The sequence below is a fragment of the Blastococcus sp. PRF04-17 genome (assembly GCF_023016265.1).
Lineage (GTDB): Bacteria > Actinomycetota > Actinomycetes > Mycobacteriales > Geodermatophilaceae > Blastococcus_B.
The window spans coordinates 2,299,906-2,316,809 of the sequence record NZ_CP095412.1 but is presented as its reverse complement, the minus strand read 5'-3'; the positions used below and the strand labels follow the sequence as shown (position 1 = coordinate 2,316,809).

Below are 16,904 nucleotides of genomic sequence, written 5' to 3'. Positions count from 1 at the left end.
ATGGGCGGCGATGAACGCGACCGGCAGCTCCCCCGTGTCCCCTGACAACCCGCTGGCCGAGCCGTCGGGCCTGCCCTTCGGCCTGCCGCCGTTCGGCGACATCACGCCCGAGCACTGCCGTGAGGCGCTGTTGGCCGGTATGGCCGAGCAGCGGGCCGAGGTGACCGCGATCGTCGGGTCGACCGAGCCGCCCACGTTCGACAACACGATCGTCGCGCTCGAGCGGTCCGGCGCGCTGCTCACTCGCGCGTGGAACGTGTTCGGCAACCTCACCTCGTCGGTGTCGACGCCGCGGATGCGCGAGATCGAGCGCGAGATCGCGCCGCTGGAGGCGGCGCACGACGACGCCATCCGGCTCGACCCCGCGCTGTTCGCCCGGATCGACGCCGTCCACGACACCCGGCACGACGCCGGCCTGGACGACGAAGCGGTGCGCCTCGTCGAGCGCTACCACCTGGACTTCGTGCTGGCCGGCGCCGGGCTCGACGTGGCCGGCCGGGAGCGGCTGACCCAGCTCAACCAGGAGATCTCGACCCTGTCGACGACGTTCGGGCAGAACCTCCAGCTGGCGACCGAGGCCGCGGCGATCTCAGTGGGCGACGCCGCCGAGCTCGACGGCCTGGACGACGAGGCGATCGCCGCCGCCGCGACGGCGGCGGCCGACCGGGGCGGGGAGGGCTACCTGATCACCCTGCTCCTGCCGAGCGGCCAGCCGCTGCTGGCCAAGCTGCGCAACCGGGCGCTCCGGCAGCGGGTGTTCGAGGCCTCGCTGGGCCGGGCGTCGGCGGGGGACCACGACAACCGGCCGGTGGCCGAGCGGATCGCGCGGCTGCGCGCCGAGCGGGCCCGGCTCCTGGGCTTCGACACCCACGCCGACGTCGTCCTGGCCGATTCCACCGCCCGCACGACGGCGGCGGTGGACGAGATGCTGGCGTCGATGGTCCCGGCATCGGTGGCGAACGCGAACGCCGAGGCCGACATCCTCCGCGCGGTCGCGGCGCGAGACGGTGTCGAGCTTGCTCCCTGGGACTGGGCGTTCTACAGCGAGCAGGTGCGCGCCGAGCGCTACGCGGTCGACACGACGGCGCTGCGGCCGTACTTCGAACTGGACCGGGTCCTGGTCGACGGCGTCTTCCACGCCGCCGAGCTGCTCTACGGCTACACGTTCACGCCGCGGCCCGATCTGGCCGGTTACCACCCCGACGTGCGGGTGTGGGAGGTCGGCGACGCCGACGGCCGGGCCGTGGGGCTGTACCTCGGCGACTTCTTCGCCCGTGACGGCAAGCGCGGTGGCGCCTGGATGAGCTCGTTCGTGCGCCAGTCGCGGCTGCTGGGCGGACAGCCCGTCGTCGTCAACAACCTCAACGTCTCGCGCGCCGCCGACGGCCAGCCGACGCTGCTGACCCTGGACGAGGTGAACACGCTCTTCCACGAGTTCGGCCACGCCCTCCACGGGCTGAGCTCGGCGGTCACCTACCCGCGGTTCTCCGGTACGGCCGTTCCGCGGGACTTCGTCGAGTTCCCGAGCCAGGTCAACGAGATGTGGGCGCTCTGGCCGGACGTGCTCGCCCACTACGCGAAGCACGTGGAGACCGGCGAGCCGCTCGCCGACGACGCGGTCAAGGCGATCGACGCCGCCCAGTTGTGGGGCGAGGGCTTCGCCACCCTGGAGTACCTGGCCGCGACCCTGCTCGACCAGGCGTGGCACCGGATCACGCCGGAGACCGAGATCGGGGACCCGATCACGTTCGAGCAGCGGGCGCTGGAGGCGGCCGGTGTCGCGCACCCGCTGGTGCCGCCGCGCTACCGGACGACCTACTTCCAGCACATCTTCGCGGGTGGGTACGCGGCCGGGTACTACTCCTACATCTGGTCGGAGGTCCTCGACGCCGACACCGTGGAGTGGTTCAAGGAGAACGGTGGCCTGCGTCGCGAGAACGGCGACACCTTCCGCGGCCGCCTGCTGTCGGTGGGCGGCTCGGTCGACCCGCTGGCCGCGTTCCGCGCCGTCCGCGGTCGGGACGCCGACCCGATGCCGCTGCTCCGCCGTCGCGGCCTCGCCCCGGTCGCCTGATCGGAGTGCCACGGCGCGGATTCCGCGCCCGTGGCACTCCGCTCACAGCCAGGGGAGTTGCAGCACGAGGTCGAGGTCGTCGGGGCTGTCGCCCTCGCGGACCAGCCGGTTGGGCTGGCGGTGGCCGCACGCCGTGCAGCGGTGCACCACCTGCCAGCCCTTGCCCGACTTCTCGACCAGACCGACGGGCTCCATGGGCTGCCGGCAGTCGCTCCGCCGGTCGCCGGGCAGCTCGTCGACGTGTAGCGACCACAGGCAGAACGGGCAATGGTTGCGGTAGTGCCCGTCGGTGTTGGCCGGCACCTGCAGCCCGCAGTGCACGCAGCGGAAACCGGTGTTCTCCGCTCGCCGGGAGCGGGCCACGTGACCGGGGCGCGTCCGGCTCAGGGGACGAACGGCTCGACCGCGACGACCTCGACGCTGATGTCGCGGCCGTTGGGCGCCTGGTAGGTCACCGTGGTGCCGGGGGCGGCCCCCATGATCGCCGAGCCCAGCGCGGACTCCGGCGAGTACACCGTGAGGTCCGTCGTCCCGGCGATCTCCCGGGAGCCGAGCAGGAACTTCTCGGTGTCGTCGTCGCCGGCGAACCGGATGGTGATGACGGTGCCCAGTTCCGCGTTCGTCGCCGTCTTGGGGGCGTCGCCGACCCGCGCCTTGCGCAGGAGGTCGGTCAGCTGCCGGATGCGGGCCTCCTGCTTGCCTTGCTCGTCCTTGGCGGCGTGGTAGCCGCCGTTCTCCCGGAGGTCGCCTTCCTCGCGCCGGGCGTTGATCTCCGCGGCCATCGCCGGGCGCCCGGCCACCAACTGGTCGAGCTCGGCCTTCAGCCGGTCGTGGGCCTCCTGGGTGAGCCAGACGCCCTGGTGCTGCTCGTCGGTCGGGGTGGACACGTGGGGGAACTCCTGGAACTAGGGGTCAGGATGGGTGCTCGCCCCGGGCGGGGCGACCATTGGTCAATCCGGCCAAGCTAACACCGGGCTCGGTGCCCGTGCACGGATGCGCCGTCCGGTGGGGGCGGACCCACCGGGGATGCGGAACCGTACCGGATCGCGGGGTGAGCTGGCGCACATCCACCCCGGCCGGGCACGGGGGACAATGTCCGGGTGACCGAACCCGACCAGTTGCGGCTGCTGGCCGTCCACGCGCATCCGGACGACGAGTCGAGCAAGGGCGCCGCGACGATGGCGAAGTACGTGGCCGACGGCGTGCGCGTGATGGTGGCGACCTGCACCGGCGGCGAGCGCGGCTCCGTGCTCAACCCGGCGATGGACCGCCCAGAGGTCTGGGAGCGGCTGCCCGAGATCCGCCGGGAGGAGATGGCCCGGGCGCGCGAGATCCTGGGTGTCGAGCAGGAGTTCCTCGGTTTCGTCGACTCGGGGCTGCCCGAGGGCGACCCGCTGCCACCGCTGCCCGAGGGCTGCTTCGCGCTGGTGCCGGTCGAGGAGGCCGCGGCGCCGCTGGTGGCGCTCATCCGGCGCTTCCGGCCGCAGGTGATCACCACCTACGACGAGCGCGGCGGCTATCCGCACCCCGACCACATCAAGACGCACGAGATCTCCGTGCACGCCTTCGAGGCCGCCGGTGATCCGGACCGCTATCCCGAACTCGGCGAGCCCTGGCAGCCGAGCAAGCTCTACTACCACATGAGCTTCACGCTGCCGCGCACGAAGGCGCTGCACGAGGCGATCCTGGCCAGCGGGGCGGAGTCGCCCTACGCCGAGTGGCTGGAGAACTGGGACCCGGCGCACGACATCTCCCATCGGGTGACCACGCGCGTGCCCTGCGCCGAGTACTTCCCCGTGCGCGACGCGGCGCTGATCGCGCACGCCACCCAGATCGACCCGGAGGGCCGCTGGTTCGCCTGCCCGCAGGACGTGCAGCAGCGGGTGTGGCCCACCGAGGACTACGAGCTGGCGCGGTCACTGGTCGACGTCCCCGTGCCCGAGGACGACCTCTTCGCCGGCGTCCGCAGTGAGGTGACCGTGCGATGAACGAGGTCCTGATCGTGCTCGCCCGGCAGCAGGAGCAGGCGCCCGAGGACGTCGGCAAGGCCGGGCCCATGGGACTGCTCCTGATGCTGGTGCTGCTCGTCGCGGTCGTCCTGCTCGTGCGGTCGATGACCACGCACCTGAAGCGGATCCCCCGCAGCTTCGACGCGGCCGGCCGGACCGAGCACGTGCCCGACACCCCCGCCGAACTGCTGGAGCCGCGTCCCCGGCCGGGGGAGGACCTGCTCGAGAACCTCCGGCGCGCCCCCCGCGCCATCGAGCCGCCGCGCCGCGACGACGACCGGCCGGGCAGCCCCTCGGCGGGCTGACCGGCCGGTCGCCGACCGCGCGCTACCAGGCGTGGGCGACGTCGAGGACGACGCGCACGGTCGAGCCGGGCCCGGAGATGGTGAAGACGCGGAACGGCAGCCGCGCGCGGACGCCCAGTCCCTCGCTGGTGTAGCCCTCGAAGCTGCCCGCGCCCGCCACCTGGCGGAACGTCCGGAAGCCGCTGACGTCGGCCACGTTCCCGGAGTTGGCCGGCGGGCGGGCGTAGTTGTTCACACCGACGGTGATCTGCAGGAATGCACCGCCGCGCAGGGGGATGACGGCGCCGGAGCCATCGGCGCGCACAGCGGGCACGTACTCCACGCGGTAGGACGCGACACGAGTGCTGCCGGTGATGTCGAGGACCAACCGGTCGTAGCAGGCATGCTGCCCGGCCCGGACGGCGGTCAGCTCGGTGCCGCGGATCGCGGGGGCGGAACTCCCTGCCTGCTTGGCACCCGAGCCCCAGGTGATCCCGCAGTACGGGGCGGCCTGGGCGGTGGCGGGGAGGACGACGGCCGCGAGCGCCGCGGCGAGGGCGAGGACGAGAAGGCGGAGCGGGGTTCGGGACATGGCGGGCCTCCTGGCGGGTGCGCCACCGGCGGTGGTGGCACTCGTCAGGGTGCGCCGACACGCCGACTAGCACGATAGGGCACAAATGTCCAGTAACTCCGATTTCTCGGCGTGTCGCTTGGCGACATGTGCCCACTCAGTCGCATGGAAGCCCGCGCGGATGTGTCGATGTATCGCCATGTCGCCGGATCGCGGCGGTCGGTGAACTTCGCGGCGGGCGCCCCGGTGTTGGCCGACGTCACCCCGTGCCGACGTCGGCGCTCACCCGAGCAGTCCGTCGGCCGGGTCGACCAGGAGACGGGCTCCCTCGGCGGCCAGCGAGCGTTCGACATCGCGCAGGACGTGCAGGCCGGCGGCGTCGGCGGCCTGCACCCCCTGCAGATCGACGAGCACCCGAGTGTGTCCGCCACGGCGCAGGGTCTCCACCGTGCCGCGCAGCAGGTCCGCCCCCTGCACGGTCAGGTGGCCGCTGACGCGGACCGCACCACGCGACGAGTCGACCACCTCGGTCATGGCGGGGCCGTCGGCGCGCGCCGCGGGAACGGTGCTCATGCACCCAGCCTGGCAGTTCCTCGGCCCGGTTCGGCTCGGCGGCGGCGCTTGTCATGGGATCGTCACGATCCCGCAGGATCATGACGGCGGGCCGGTCAGCAGCGCCTCGTAGTCGGCGGCCGTGAGCGGTTCGGTCGTCAGCTCCCCGGTCGGCAACGGTGCCTCGAGGGGCTCGCCGTCGCGCGTGAGGAGGACGGCGCGCGCCTGCGGCAGCGAGGTGGCCGTCAGCACGATCTGTCCCACGGCCAGCCGGGTCTGCTCGCCGGACGGCGCCTCGGCCGGGCCCGTCAGGTCGATGGTCACCGTCCCCTCGTCGACCGCCGCCACGGAGAGACGGAGACCCGGCGGCAGCGCTGTGGTGAGTTCGTCGTCCCGCTCGCCGGCAGTGGGGCCGTCCGCGAGCTGGCCGAGCAGGTCGTCCAGGCGCTCGCGCAGGCCGGTGCCCTGGACGTCCCTGCCGCTCGGTGCGAGCACGTCGTCCGGTCCGACCAGGTACACCCGGGGGCGGTCCTCCTGGGCCGGCGAGGAGGAGGGAGCCGGCGACGTGCTCGGGGGCGTGAGTAGGCCGTACGGGACGTCCGAGGCCGCGATGGCCTCCGGCCCTCCGCCGGTGGGCACGCCGCACCCGGCCAGGACGAGGGCGAGCAGCACCGCGGTCAGCAACCGGACGGTGCGCTTCATGACTCCTCCGCGGGCAGGGACAGGTTCAGGCGGGCGCCGCCGCAGGGGCTGCTCGAACACCACGCGGCGCCCCCGTGCCGGGTGGCCGTCTCCGCGACGATCGCGAGGCCGAGTCCGGCACCGGGCAGGGAGCCCCGGGCCGCTCTGGGGCCGCGCACGAAGCGCTCGAAGATCCGCTCGCGGTCCTCGCGGGGGATGCCGGGGCCGGCGTCGTCCACGGTGAGGACGACGGATCCGTCGCGACGGTGCACCCCGACGCAGCACGCGCCGCCGGCATGCCGATCGGCGTTGTCGAGCAGGTTGCGCACCGCTCGTTCCAGGCGTTGCTTGTCACCCCGGACGACGGTCATGCCGTCGTCGTCCGCCGTGAGCAGACCAGCGGGGCGGCCGCTGGCGGCGAGCACCTCGCGCACCAGCGCGCCGAGGGCGACGCGGTTGTCCTCGCCGGTGGGGTCGTCGTCGAGCCGGGCCAGCTCGAGGAGGTCGTCGAGCGTCACGCGGAAGCGGCTGAGCTGCTCCTCCACCAGGCCGAGTGCCTGCTGCGACCGCGGGCTGAGCTCGTCCCGCCGGGCGCTCAACACCTCGACGCTGGTGACGAGGCTGGTCAGGGGGCTGCGCAGCTCGTGGCTGACGTCGCCGACGAAACGCGCGTCGCGCTCGATGCGCATGGACAGGGCGTCGACCATCGTGTTGAAGCTGCTGACGATGCCGACGAGATCCGGGTCGTCGGTCGGCTCGAGCCGGGTCGTCAGCTCGCCCGCGGCGATCCTCGCGGCCGCGCCCGCCACCTGCTCCAGCGGCTGGACGACCCGCCTGCTGGCCCAGACACCGAACAGGGCGCCTGCGACGGTCGCGGCCAGCGCGGCCGCGCCCAGGACGGCGGCCAGCGTGCGGAGAACCGACTGCAGTTCGCCGAGCGGTGCGACCTTGTAGAAGTCCAGATCCGCACCGGCCACCGGCAACCCGATCACCAGTCGGGGGCCCTGGGCGGAGCTGACGCGTTCGCGCCCCGCCGACCCGGCTTCCACGAGCTCCCGCAGCGACTCGGGTACGTCCCGCGCTCCGACGTCCAGGCTGGAGGAGTACCAGGACTCACCGCTGCGGACGACGACGTCGGCCCGGCCGCTCGAGATCGCCGACAGCGCGTCCCCCACCCCGGTGCCTGCGGTGGACAGGCGGCTGCGCAGGAGCTCGGCGTCGCTGAACGCCGTCCGAGTGGCCGAGCTCTCGCGCTGTTCGAGGAGGTAGCCGCGGGCCAGCAGGAACGTCGTGACGACCACCACCGCGGAGACCAGGAGGGTCGCCGCGCCGAAGGCGACGACGATCCGCGCGCGCAGGCCGCGAGGCCCCGGCGCCAGCCTCACTGCCGGTCCAGCCGGTAACCCAGCCCGCGGACCGTCACGACCAGCCGCGGGGCGCTCGGATCCAGCTCGACCTTGGTGCGCAGGCGGCGGATGTGCACGTCCACGAGCCGTTCGTCGCCGAAGAAGCCGTGCTGCCACACGCGCTCGAGCAGGTCCTGACGGCTGAGGACGCGCCCCGGGACGGCAGCCAGCTCGCAGAGCAGCCGGAACTCCGTCACGGTCAGCGGCAGTTGCTCGTCGCCTCGGTGCACGGTGCCGCTGGCCTCGCGGAGCACCAGCGGTGCGGCCGGATGCCGGTCCAGCACCTCCTCCTGCGGGCCGGCCGCGCTCGACGGCGTGCTCCCTCCGGCACGACGCCGGAGAGCCCGGAGCCGGGCGGTGATCTCCTTCACCTGGAACGGCTTGGTCACGTAGTCGTCGGCCCCTGCCTCCAGTGCCGCGACGATGTCGTGCGTGTCGGCGCGGGCGCTGACCACGATGATCGGCAGGTCGAGCGTGCGCCGGACGTGCCGGACCACGGCGTAACCGTCCATCCGGCCCAGCATCAGGTCCAGCACCATGACGTCGGGCGGAGACGCGTCCACCAGCGAGCAGGCTTCCTCGCCGCTGACCGCCTCGTCGACGGCGTACCCCTCGTCCTCCAGGGCCCATCGCAGCGCCGTGCGGATGTGGTCGTCGTCCTCGACGACGAGCAGACGCGGCGCCACGTCGGTCCATGGTGCCACCGGGCGGCGTCAGTGACGCCCCCGGCGCGGGACCGTCACGCAATCGCAAAGCTCTCGGACGGGGGATCGCAACGTCGTCCGGTCAGGCTGTCGGAGAGCACTCAGCACGCGCCGGACCCCGGGAGGTCGCCCCATGAGCCGATTCGCCGCCGGCGCGGAGACCTCGGGTGCCGCTGGGGACGAGGTCGTCGTCCCGCTCGACGAAGACCTCCTCTCCGACGGGCTGGCCGATGCCCGCTGGGTGCTGCACGACGCGCTGCTCGCGGGTGCCCGCCGGATCGTGGTCGACCTCAGCCGGGTGCACTCGCTCGGAAGTCCCGCGCTGGCGAGCTTCCTCTGGGCGCACCGGGTCTGCCGCGCCCGCGGGGGCGGCGTCGTCCTGCGGGGTGCCGATCGGCGGACGCGCGAGATGCTCCGCCGGACCGGCCTGTGGCGGGTGCTGCAGGTGCAGCGTGGCGATGCCGCCGCGGCGCGCGGCAGGTCAGTCCGGGAGCGGACCGACCTCTGACACCGGAGCCACGGCCGCGTGGCCCTGCTGCGCCCGGTAGTCGTACAGCTGGTCCCGGCCGGGCAGTCGGTGGCCGTCCGGGCACGCGAGTGAGTCGACGTCGCCGACGTAGACCTGCGCCCCCAGCGCGCTGTGGAAATGACGCCCCGCTCGTTGCAGGAGCCGGCTGTCGCAGTGCGGGCAGTGCAGGTTGTGCAGGGACTCGATCCAGACCGCTTCCATGGCGACGAGGCTGCGTCGAGCGCCGTGGACCGGGGAAGGCCGCGCCCGGCGTGTCCATCGACCCGTCACGAGATCTCAACGAGGCGGAGCCCCCGCGTGACGATCCGTTGACGTCTGGTCCCGCCCGAACCTCCCGGCGGCCGAATGAGGGCGACGCGGGTGATGACCTTCCCCCGGGAGATTGCAGTCACTGCATCGAGCCGCCGCGAACAGGCGGTGACCCGCCCGACTGACTGCCGGCTTTCCGCAGGAGGCACGATGGCCTACCGTGTAATCATGTAATCAATTCCGGATCGGGAGGGCGTCATGCATGGACATCGATTCGCGGACGCACCGTTCGGCGGCGCGTTCGGACCAGGCTTCGGACGACGCGGCAGGGGTGGCCGGGGGCGCGGTCCCGAGGCGCCGCCGCCGGTCGAGCGCGCGGAGGTGGCGGGCTGGTTCGCCGGCCGGCTGCCCGACGACTGGTTCACCGGCCCGGTCGAGCTGACCATCGATCGGGAAGAGATCACGGTGGTGGGCACGCTGGCCGAGCCGTCGGCCGGCGACGGTGACGCGGCGGCCGCGCGGGCCGGCCGCATCGCCCGCTTCCGGGAGGAGACCCGCCAGCAGCGCATGGCCATCGCCGACGCCGCCCAGGAGCGCTACGGCCGCGCGGTGGCCTGGGGCGCGGCGTGCGGCGAGGAGCGCGAGATCTTCACCAACCTCTCGACGCCGGTGATGACCCGGCTGCGCCAGGCCGAGCGCCTGGTCCTCGACACCCTGGTCGACGCGGGCGTCGCCCGGTCGCGGTCGGAGGCCCTGGCGTGGGCGGTGCGGCTGGTCGGCCGGCACGCCGAGGACTGGCTGGCGGAGCTGCGCCGTGCCATGGAGTCGGTCGAGGAGGTGCGCGGGCGCGGCCCGAACGTCGGCTGACCCTGCCGCCCCGATCGGGTGGCCGAACCGCTGGACCTGCTGCGCACCGCGTACGCCGACGTCGCCGCCGTGCTGGGCGAGCTGACCACCGACGAGGGGTGGCAGCCGACCGGCTGCGCCGGGTGGACGCCGATCGACCTGGGCTTCCACATGCTGAGCGACGCGCGTCGCGCTCCGGTCGCGCTCACCACCCCGGCCGAGGGTCCCGCCTCGAGCCTGCGAGGCGTGAGGGGCAGGAGGGTCCTTTCTCTTGTCGGGCACCCGGATCGGCCCGGTCCGGCCGCGGCGGCCGCTGGCCCAGGTCCGGCGGGTCCTCGAGGACCTGAACGGGAGCCCGCTGCCCGCGCGCTGGGACGACGTGACCGCCGCCCGCCGCAGCACCGGCCGGGAACCGCTCACGGCGGAGGACCGCGCCGAGCTGGGCGCCTCCGCGGCCGCGTTCCCCTGTTCGGCTGAGGCGGTGCGCTGACCTGGGACACTCGGCTGCGTGCCTCCCGCCGCCGTCCCCGTCGCGACCGATGTCCTGGTGGTCGGAGCCGGGCCCGCCGGTTCGGCGGCTGGGGCGTGGATGGCGCGCGCCGGGCACGACGTCGTGCTGGCCGACGCAGCCGTCTTCCCCCGGGACAAGACGTGCGGGGACGGGCTCACCCCCCGTGCCGTCGCCGAGCTCGACCTCCTGGGGCTCGGGAACTGGGTGCGCGGGCACGCCCGCAACCGCGGTCTGCGCGCGGCCGGGTTCGGCCAGCAGTGGGAGCTGCCCTGGCCGGGCGGGGCGTTCCCCGATCACGGCAGCGCGGTGCCGCGCACCGAACTCGACGCCCGCATCCGGCAGGTGGCGCTCGAGTCCGGGGTCACCGCCTTCGACGGGGCCCGCGCGGTCGACGTCGAGTGGGACGGCGACCGCGTCCGGGCCGTCGTGTTCGAGCTCGACGACCGCCACGTCACCGTCGCATGCCGGCGGCTGGTCGTCGCGGACGGCGTGCGGTCACCGCTGGGCCGGGTGCTCGGGCGGACGTGGCACCGTGACACCGCGTACGGCGTCGCCGCCCGTAGCTACGTCCGCTCGGGTCGCAGCGACGACGAGTGGATCTCCTCCCATCTGGAGCTGCGCGGTACCGAGGGCGAGCTGCTGTCGGGCTACGGCTGGGTGTTCCCCCTGGGCGCCGCAGCGGGCGAGGTGAACCTGGGCGTGGGGACCCTGGCGACCGCCCGCCGGCCGGCCGGCGTGCAGCTGAAATCCCTGCTCGAGTACTACGCCGAGTCGCGGCGGGAGGAGTGGCAGCTCGACGGGCCGGTCCGCGAGGTCGCCTCCGCGTTGCTGCCGATGGGCGGCGCCGTCTCCGGGGTGGCGGGACGGAACTGGGCGCTCATCGGCGACGCGGCCGGCTGCGTCAACCCACTCAACGGAGAGGGCATCGACTACGGACTCGAGACCGGTCGCAACGTCGTCGACCTCCTCGCCGAGGACGACTGGGCGCCGGTCTGGCCGGCCACGCTGCAGCGGCACTACGGCGAGGCGTTCTCCATCGCCCGCCGGCTGGCCGGTCTGCTGACGGTGCCGCGCCTGCTGCCCGCCGCCGGGCCGGTGGGCATGCGGTCCCGCGCGCTGATGACCGTCGCGCTGCGGGTGATGGGCAACCTCGTCACCGAGGAGGACCGGGACGTCGTCGCCCGGCTCTGGCGGTGGGCAGGGCGGAACTCCCTCCGCCTCGACGACCGCCCGCCGTTCGCCGCTGCCTGATCCCTCAGCCGACGAAGGGCGAGTTGTACATCGCGAAGTACACGGCGATGTAGTGGCAGATCGCCGCCACGATCGTCATCGCGTGGAAGACCTCGTGGTAGCCGAACGTGCCGGGCCACGGATTGGGCTTCCTGATCGCGTAGGCGACGCCACCGACCGTGTAGAGCAGCCCGCCGACGGCGAGCAGCACCATCGAGGTGACGCCGGCGATGTGCAGGATGTCGGTGAGCACGAACACCGCGACCCATCCCAGGCCGATGTACAGCGGCACACCGACCCAGCGCGGGGCGGTCGGCCAGCTCAGCTTGAGCACGACCCCACCCACCGCGGCGATCCAGACGATGGCGAGGATCCAGTACCCCGTGGGCTGGTCGACCGCCATCAGCGCGAACGGCGTGTACGTGCCGGCGATGAACAGGAAGATCATCGAGTGGTCGAGCCGCTTCATGATCTTCCAGCCCCGGGGTGACCAGCGGCGACGGTGGTAGAGCGCGCTGACGCCGAACAAGCCGCAGATGGTGAGGCAGTACAACGCCACCGAGAGGCCGGCGCGGGCCCCCAGCACGGCGGCCAGCGGGATGAGCACCGCTCCGGCGGCGATCGCGCCGAAGAACGCGAAGAGGTGCAGCCAGCCGCGCATCCGCGGGCGGGTGTCGGGGTGCTCCCAGTCGCCGTCGGCGAAGTCGTCCGCCGTCCAGACGTGATCGGGCCGGTCGCCCTCCTCCAGGACGGCGGTCATCGCGTCGCTGCGCGTGCCCTCGAGCTCGGCGTCGTCGGCCTCGACCCGCACGCGCTCGTTGTCAGGAGAGACGCTCATGGACCGAGATTACGAACCCGTAGGTAGGCCGTCATGTCGACCGCTTGTGACGTGCGCGGCCCCGTCCCGAGGCTCGCCGCGAGCCTGCGAGTGGTGAGGAGGACGGGGTCCTTTAACTACTGTGGCCGCGTGGGGGCGCGCCAGAAGGTCCGCGATCTGCTCACGGTGGTCTACGAACGCCGGCTGGCCCGTGCACTCGAGGGCGCGGCGCTGCCCCGCCACGTGGGTGTGCTGGCCGACGGCAACCGTCGCTGGGCCCGCGCCAGCGGCCTCGAGGACGTCAACGACGGGCACCGCCGGGGGCGGCGACGATCGTCGACTTCCTCGGCTGGTGCGACGAGGCCGGCGTGGAGGTCGTCACGATCTTCCTGCTCTCCACCGACAACCTGTCCCGGCCGGAGCCCGAACTGCTGCCGCTGCTCCGCATCATCGAGGACGTCGCCTGCGAGCTGGCCGGACCCGGTCGGCACTGGCAGCTCCGGGCGATGGGAGCGCTGGAGGTGCTGCCGCCGGAGACGGCCGCCGTCCTCAAGCAGGCCGAGGAGGACACCCGCGATCGTCCGGGGGCGACGGTGAACCTGGCGGTGGGCTACGGGGGACGGCGGGAGATCGCCGACGCCGTCCGCTCGCTGCTGGCCGAGCACGCCGCGCAGGGGAGGACGCTCGAGGAACTCGTCGACGCGCTCGAGGCCGAGCACATCGCCGAGCACCTCTACACCCGCGGGCAGCCCGACCCGGACCTGGTGATCCGCACCAGCGGAGAGCAGCGCCTCTCGGGCTTCCTGCTCTGGCAGACGGCCAACGCCGAGTTCCACTTCACCGACGTCTACTGGCCCGACTTCCGCCGCGTCGACTTCCTGCGGGCGCTGCGTGACTACGCCGCCCGGCACCGCCGGTTCGGCTCCTGAGCCTCGGCTGCGAAACTGCCGGGCATGGCGCGAGCTCTGGATCTTCCCCTCGAGTACGTGCGGCTGGGGCTGCGCTTCGACCGGCTCGAGTCCGGCTTCGTCGACGCCTACACCGGCGATCCACGGATCCGGGCCGAGGTGGGAGACGAACCGGCGCCCACGCCGCAACTCCTGCGCGACCAGGCCCGCGACCTGCTGTCCGAGCTCGACGCGTCCGGACTGCCGGCCGACCGGGCGGACTTCCTCCGCGGCCAGCTCACCGGGCTGGAGTGCACGGCGCGGACGATGAGCGGCGAGCCGGTCGGCTTCGTCGACGAGGTGGCCGCCTACTTCCAGGTGGACGTCGCACTGGGCGACGAGTCGGTGTACGCCGCCGCGCACGCCGAACTGGGGCGGCTGCTGCCCGGCGGTGGGTCGCTCGCCGAGCGCTACGCCGAGCACCGTCGCCGGGAGGAGTGCCCGCCGGCCCGCCTGGAGGCGGCGGTGCACGCGCTCTCCAGCGCGCTGCGCGACCGCGTGCGCAAGGAGTACGGGCTGCCCGAGGTCGAGACCGTCGCCTACGAGGTGGTCACCGACCAGCCGTGGTCCGGCTTCAACTACTACGAGGGCGACTACCGCTCGCGAGTGGCGATCAACGCCGACCTGCCGCACCGCCTCAGCCACCTGCCGCACCTCGTCGCGCACGAGGCCTACCCGGGGCACCACACCGAGCACTGCCGCAAGGAGCGCGGCCTGGTCGAGCGGGCCGGCCGACCCGAGCACACCGTCTTCCTCGTCAACACCCCCGAGTGCCTGATGGCCGAGGGATTGGCCGACCTGGGGGTGCAGGCCTCCATCGGGGAGGGGTGGGGGCCGTGGGCGGCGGAGATCGTCGGCGACCTCGGCCTGCGCTTCGACGGGCACCTGGCCGAGCAGGTCGCTGCCGCAGCCGCGCCGCTGAACCGGGTGCGCCAGGACGCCGCCATCCTGCTGCACGACCGGGGCGCCGACACCGCCGACGTCAGCGCCTTCCTGCAGCGGTGGTCGCTGGTCAGCGCCGACCGCGCGGCCCAGCAGATCCGGTTCCTCACCCATCCGCTGTGGCGGGCCTACATCTCCACCTACGTCGAGGGGTACGACCTCCTCTCCCGATGGCTGGCCGACCGGCCCGCCGACCAACCCGTCGCGGACCGGTTCGTGCGGCTGCTGGACGAGCCGCTGACGCCGCGCGCGGTCGCCGCCGAGCTGGGGGTCCGCTGAGGCGATGGCGCGCGACCCGCGGGAGGCCCGGACGCTCGGGCTGTGGACGGCGGCCTGGCTTGGTGCGCTGCTGCTGGGCCTGCTGCTGTGGCTCGGGGACCTCTCGCTCCAGTGGCCGGTGCTGCTCGTGCCGGTGCTGTGGGCACTGGTCGCTGCCCGGCCCCGGCGCCACCGCTACCCGTACGACGATCCCGGACCCGGCTACCGGACCGACACGGTGGAGCGCCCGGCGCTGCGGCCGCCGGACCGCTGGCGCTGACCTGACCCGCCGTCACGCCCTGGGCGAATTGCGTCGACCGCGGTCACACCCCTTCGCCATGCTGTCGCAGTGATCCACGCCCGCGGGCTCGCCCGCACCTTCCGCAAGCGCAAGCAGGAGGTCCACGCCGTCGTCGGGGTCGACCTCGACGTCGAGGCCGGTGAGATCGTGGGCTTCCTCGGGCCCAACGGGGCGGGCAAGACGACCACCCTCCGCATGCTGACCACCCTGCTGGTGCCCACGGCCGGCACCGCCACGGTCGCCGGCTGCGACCTCATGACCGACCCCGTCGGCGTCCGTCGCCGCATCGGCTACGTCTCGCAGAGCGGCTCGACCGCTCCCGAGGCGCGGGCCGGCGAGGAGGTCGTCGACCACGCCCGCCTGTACGGCATGAGCACCGCCGAGGCGACCGAGCGGGGCCGGCGGCTGTTCCGGGAGCTCGACCTCGACGGGCTCTGGGAGCGCCAGCCCAAGACCATGTCGGGCGGGCAGCGGCGCCGGCTCGACATCGCGATGGGTCTGGTGCACGTCCCGGGTCTGGTCTTCCTCGACGAGCCGACCACGGGCCTCGACCCCCAGGCCCGGGCCAACCTCTGGACGCACATCCGGGCGCTGCGCGAGGAGCGGGGCACGACGGTTTTCCTCACCACGCACTACCTCGACGAGGCCGATGCGCTCTGCGACCGGATCCTGGTCATCGACCACGGCGCCATCGTCGCGAGCGGCACCCCCGACGAGTTGAAGTCGCAGGTCGGCGGGGACGTCATCACCGTCACCGCCGCTCGTGCGGACGACGTGGGGGAGGTCGCCCGGCTCGTGGGCGCGATCCCGGGCGCCGAGCTCCCCCAGGTGGTCGACGACCGCGTCGTGGGCCGGGTACCGCACGGGGGGACGGCGCTCGTCGACCTGGTCCGAGGGCTCGACCGCGCGGGCATCGCGGTGGCCGGTGTCGAGAGCCGGCGTCCGAGCCTGGACGACGTCTTCCTCGGGCTGACCGGCCGGTCGTTGCGCGACGCGGGGACGCCCGCGCCCGCCCAGGAGGTGACGGTCTGATGCCCACGCTGCTGCGGGACACCTACACGGTCTTCGGCCGGGCGATGCGGATGTCGCTGCGCAACCCGACCTGGCTCGTGATCATGATGCTGCAGCCGATCCTCTACATCGTGCTGTTCGGGCCCCTGCTCGAGCCGCTGTCCGATCAGCTCGGCGCGGGCAACGCCTACCAGATCTTCGTGCCGGGGATCCTCGTCCAGCTGGGCATCTTCGGGTCCCTGTTCGTGGGGTTCGGACTGATCGCCGAGTACCGGGCCGGTGTCATCGAGAGCCAGCGGGTCACCCCGGCCAGCCGGACGGCGCTGCTGCTGGGGCGGGTGCTGCGCGACGTCATCGTGCTCGGGGTGCAGGGCGTGCTGCTCGTGCTCGTCTCGATCCCGCTGGGCCTGCGGGCGCCGCTGCTCGGCGTCGTGCTGACGCTGGTGGTCATCGCCCTGTTGGGGGCGGCGTTCGCGTCCGTCTCCTACGCATTGGCGCTGACCCTGAAGAGCGAGGACGCGTTCGCGCCGCTGCTCAACGCCTTCGTGCTGCCCACGCTGTTGCTGTCGGGCATCCTCCTGCCGATGACGCTGGCTCCCGGCTGGCTGCAGGCGGTCAGCGACGTCAACCCGCTCAAGCACGTGGTCGAGGGCACCCGTGACTTCTTCGTGGGCGGATACGACACCTCGACCGCCTGGTGGGGTGCGGCTCTGACCGTGGCGCTGGCGGTGCTCGGCTGGCTTTTCGGCGTCCGCCGGTTCCGTCGGGAATCCAGCTGAGCGACCACTGCGCCCGGCTGCGACGAATGGGACGACTGGTACCCCTTTGAGTGAACGTTGCGCTCCCTTTCGGGGTGGTGTGCGGGCTTCTGTCGGTAGGTGGGCTTAGCGTCCGCAGTGGACGACGAGCTGCCCTCGCCGTCCACGGGAGGCCCGGTTGGTGCTGACGTTCACGTCGACCAGAGGGGCCGGTGCCCGGCCTC

General features: G+C 73.2%; 21 protein-coding genes. 12 read left to right on the top strand and 9 right to left on the bottom strand.

Features of this window, described 5'->3' with window-relative positions:
- Positions 1–10: 10 nt before the first annotated feature.
- Positions 11–2,074 (top strand): M3 family metallopeptidase, encoded by a 2,064-nt coding sequence (locus MVA48_RS11835; protein WP_246980581.1) that lies wholly within the window; start codon positions 11–13, stop codon positions 2,072–2,074.
- A 42-nt stretch (positions 2,075–2,116) separates the two neighbouring features.
- Here the strand turns inward: MVA48_RS11835 and MVA48_RS11830 are convergent, their stop codons facing one another.
- Positions 2,117–2,437, bottom strand: a complete 321-nt coding sequence (locus tag MVA48_RS11830) for an RNHCP domain-containing protein (protein WP_246980580.1) — start codon at positions 2,435–2,437, stop codon at positions 2,117–2,119.
- A 20-nt stretch (positions 2,438–2,457) separates the two neighbouring features.
- Positions 2,458–2,961: a transcription elongation factor GreA gene (gene greA, locus MVA48_RS11825; RefSeq protein WP_246980579.1), complete on the bottom strand. Its 504-nt coding sequence runs from the start codon at positions 2,959–2,961 to the stop codon at positions 2,458–2,460.
- 213 nt (positions 2,962–3,174) lie between these two features.
- Between greA and mca the strand changes: the two genes are divergently transcribed.
- Both mca and MVA48_RS11815 read left to right on the top strand, forming a co-directional pair.
- On the top strand, positions 3,175–4,062 hold the full coding sequence (mca, locus tag MVA48_RS11820) for a mycothiol conjugate amidase Mca (protein WP_246980578.1): 888 nt from the start codon (positions 3,175–3,177) through the stop codon (positions 4,060–4,062).
- A complete protein-coding gene (locus MVA48_RS11815) occupies positions 4,059–4,388 on the top strand; it encodes a hypothetical protein (RefSeq protein ID WP_246980577.1) in 330 nt (109 codons plus the stop codon). The genes mca and MVA48_RS11815 overlap by 4 nt, the downstream gene beginning before the upstream one ends.
- Before the next feature lie 22 nt (positions 4,389–4,410).
- On the opposite strand, the gene MVA48_RS11810 is transcribed toward MVA48_RS11815, so the two are convergent.
- From MVA48_RS11810 to MVA48_RS11790, 5 genes are all read right to left on the bottom strand, one after another.
- A complete protein-coding gene (locus MVA48_RS11810) occupies positions 4,411–4,959 on the bottom strand; it encodes an AMIN-like domain-containing (lipo)protein (RefSeq protein WP_246980576.1) in 549 nt (182 codons plus the stop codon).
- A 261-nt stretch (positions 4,960–5,220) separates the two neighbouring features.
- Positions 5,221–5,511 (bottom strand): STAS domain-containing protein, encoded by a 291-nt coding sequence (locus MVA48_RS11805; RefSeq protein WP_246980575.1) that lies wholly within the window; start codon positions 5,509–5,511, stop codon positions 5,221–5,223.
- A 78-nt stretch (positions 5,512–5,589) separates the two neighbouring features.
- Positions 5,590–6,192 carry a GerMN domain-containing protein gene (locus MVA48_RS11800; protein ID WP_246980574.1) on the bottom strand — a complete coding sequence of 201 codons (603 nt, stop codon included), beginning with the start codon at positions 6,190–6,192 and terminating at the stop codon, positions 5,590–5,592.
- Complete coding sequence (locus MVA48_RS11795) at positions 6,189–7,556, bottom strand: sensor histidine kinase (RefSeq protein ID WP_246980573.1); 1,368 nt, start codon at positions 7,554–7,556, stop codon at positions 6,189–6,191. The genes MVA48_RS11800 and MVA48_RS11795 overlap by 4 nt, the downstream gene beginning before the upstream one ends.
- On the bottom strand, positions 7,553–8,263 hold the full coding sequence (locus MVA48_RS11790) for a response regulator transcription factor (RefSeq protein ID WP_246980572.1): 711 nt from the start codon (positions 8,261–8,263) through the stop codon (positions 7,553–7,555). The genes MVA48_RS11795 and MVA48_RS11790 overlap by 4 nt, the downstream gene beginning before the upstream one ends.
- Positions 8,264–8,414: 151 nt before the next feature.
- On the opposite strand from MVA48_RS11790, the gene MVA48_RS11785 reads away from it, so the two are divergent.
- Entirely contained in the window at positions 8,415–8,789 is a 375-nt protein-coding gene (locus MVA48_RS11785) for an STAS domain-containing protein (RefSeq protein WP_246980571.1), read from the top strand.
- Here the strand turns inward: MVA48_RS11785 and MVA48_RS11780 are convergent.
- Positions 8,763–9,011: a hypothetical protein gene (locus MVA48_RS11780; protein ID WP_246980570.1), complete on the bottom strand. Its 249-nt coding sequence runs from the start codon at positions 9,009–9,011 to the stop codon at positions 8,763–8,765. The genes MVA48_RS11785 and MVA48_RS11780 overlap by 27 nt on opposite strands.
- A gap of 429 nt (positions 9,012–9,440) precedes the next feature.
- Here MVA48_RS11780 and MVA48_RS11775 point away from each other — a divergent pair, with 429 nt between their 5' ends.
- From MVA48_RS11775 to MVA48_RS11765, 3 genes are all read left to right on the top strand, one after another.
- The gene (locus MVA48_RS11775) at positions 9,441–9,926 is read left to right on the top strand and encodes a hypothetical protein (RefSeq protein WP_246980569.1); all 486 of its coding nucleotides are present in this window, start codon (positions 9,441–9,443) and stop codon (positions 9,924–9,926) included.
- Positions 9,927–10,176: 250 nt separating this feature from the next.
- Complete coding sequence (locus MVA48_RS11770; protein ID WP_246980567.1) at positions 10,177–10,395, top strand: hypothetical protein; 219 nt, start codon at positions 10,177–10,179, stop codon at positions 10,393–10,395.
- Positions 10,396–10,413: 18 nt separating this feature from the next.
- Positions 10,414–11,667: a geranylgeranyl reductase family protein gene (locus tag MVA48_RS11765; RefSeq protein ID WP_246980564.1), complete on the top strand. Its 1,254-nt coding sequence runs from the start codon at positions 10,414–10,416 to the stop codon at positions 11,665–11,667.
- Between the two features lie 4 nt (positions 11,668–11,671).
- Here the strand turns inward: MVA48_RS11765 and trhA are convergent, their stop codons facing one another.
- Positions 11,672–12,484: a PAQR family membrane homeostasis protein TrhA gene (trhA, locus tag MVA48_RS11760; protein WP_246980562.1), complete on the bottom strand. Its 813-nt coding sequence runs from the start codon at positions 12,482–12,484 to the stop codon at positions 11,672–11,674.
- Positions 12,485–12,831: 347 nt separating this feature from the next.
- Between trhA and uppS the strand changes: the two genes are divergently transcribed.
- The 5 genes from uppS (at position 12,832) to MVA48_RS11735 (ending at position 16,701) form a co-directional block, all read left to right on the top strand.
- On the top strand, positions 12,832–13,392 hold the full coding sequence (gene uppS, locus MVA48_RS11755) for a polyprenyl diphosphate synthase (RefSeq protein ID WP_305852255.1): 561 nt from the start codon (positions 12,832–12,834) through the stop codon (positions 13,390–13,392).
- Positions 13,393–13,416: 24 nt separating this feature from the next.
- Positions 13,417–14,631, top strand: coding sequence for a DUF885 domain-containing protein (locus MVA48_RS11750; RefSeq protein WP_246980560.1), 1,215 nt, complete (start codon positions 13,417–13,419; stop codon positions 14,629–14,631).
- 4 nt (positions 14,632–14,635) lie between these two features.
- The gene (locus MVA48_RS11745) at positions 14,636–14,890 is read left to right on the top strand and encodes a hypothetical protein (protein WP_246980551.1); all 255 of its coding nucleotides are present in this window, start codon (positions 14,636–14,638) and stop codon (positions 14,888–14,890) included.
- Positions 14,891–14,959: 69 nt separating this feature from the next.
- Positions 14,960–15,943 (top strand): ATP-binding cassette domain-containing protein, encoded by a 984-nt coding sequence (locus MVA48_RS11740; protein WP_246980549.1) that lies wholly within the window; start codon positions 14,960–14,962, stop codon positions 15,941–15,943.
- Positions 15,943–16,701 carry an ABC transporter permease gene (locus tag MVA48_RS11735; protein WP_246980547.1) on the top strand — a complete coding sequence of 253 codons (759 nt, stop codon included), beginning with the start codon at positions 15,943–15,945 and terminating at the stop codon, positions 16,699–16,701. The genes MVA48_RS11740 and MVA48_RS11735 overlap by 1 nt, the downstream gene beginning before the upstream one ends.
- The last annotated feature ends 203 nt before the right edge of the window (positions 16,702–16,904 follow it).

Coding starts and splice junctions, on each gene's coding strand:
- trhA (WP_246980562.1), bottom strand. CDS start 12,484: ATGAGCGTCTCTCCTGACAACGAGCGCGTGCGGGTCGAGGCCGACGAC.
- MVA48_RS11750 (WP_246980560.1), top strand. CDS start 13,417: ATGGCGCGAGCTCTGGATCTTCCCCTCGAGTACGTGCGGCTGGGGCTG.
- MVA48_RS11735 (WP_246980547.1), top strand. CDS start 15,943: ATGCCCACGCTGCTGCGGGACACCTACACGGTCTTCGGCCGGGCGATG.
- MVA48_RS11780 (WP_246980570.1), bottom strand. CDS start 9,011: ATGGAAGCGGTCTGGATCGAGTCCCTGCACAACCTGCACTGCCCGCAC.
- MVA48_RS11815 (WP_246980577.1), top strand. CDS start 4,059: ATGAACGAGGTCCTGATCGTGCTCGCCCGGCAGCAGGAGCAGGCGCCC.
- MVA48_RS11800 (WP_246980574.1), bottom strand. CDS start 6,192: ATGAAGCGCACCGTCCGGTTGCTGACCGCGGTGCTGCTCGCCCTCGTC.
- MVA48_RS11805 (WP_246980575.1), bottom strand. CDS start 5,511: ATGAGCACCGTTCCCGCGGCGCGCGCCGACGGCCCCGCCATGACCGAG.
- MVA48_RS11785 (WP_246980571.1), top strand. CDS start 8,415: ATGAGCCGATTCGCCGCCGGCGCGGAGACCTCGGGTGCCGCTGGGGAC.
- MVA48_RS11810 (WP_246980576.1), bottom strand. CDS start 4,959: ATGTCCCGAACCCCGCTCCGCCTTCTCGTCCTCGCCCTCGCCGCGGCG.
- MVA48_RS11835 (WP_246980581.1), top strand. CDS start 11: ATGAACGCGACCGGCAGCTCCCCCGTGTCCCCTGACAACCCGCTGGCC.
- MVA48_RS11745 (WP_246980551.1), top strand. CDS start 14,636: ATGGCGCGCGACCCGCGGGAGGCCCGGACGCTCGGGCTGTGGACGGCG.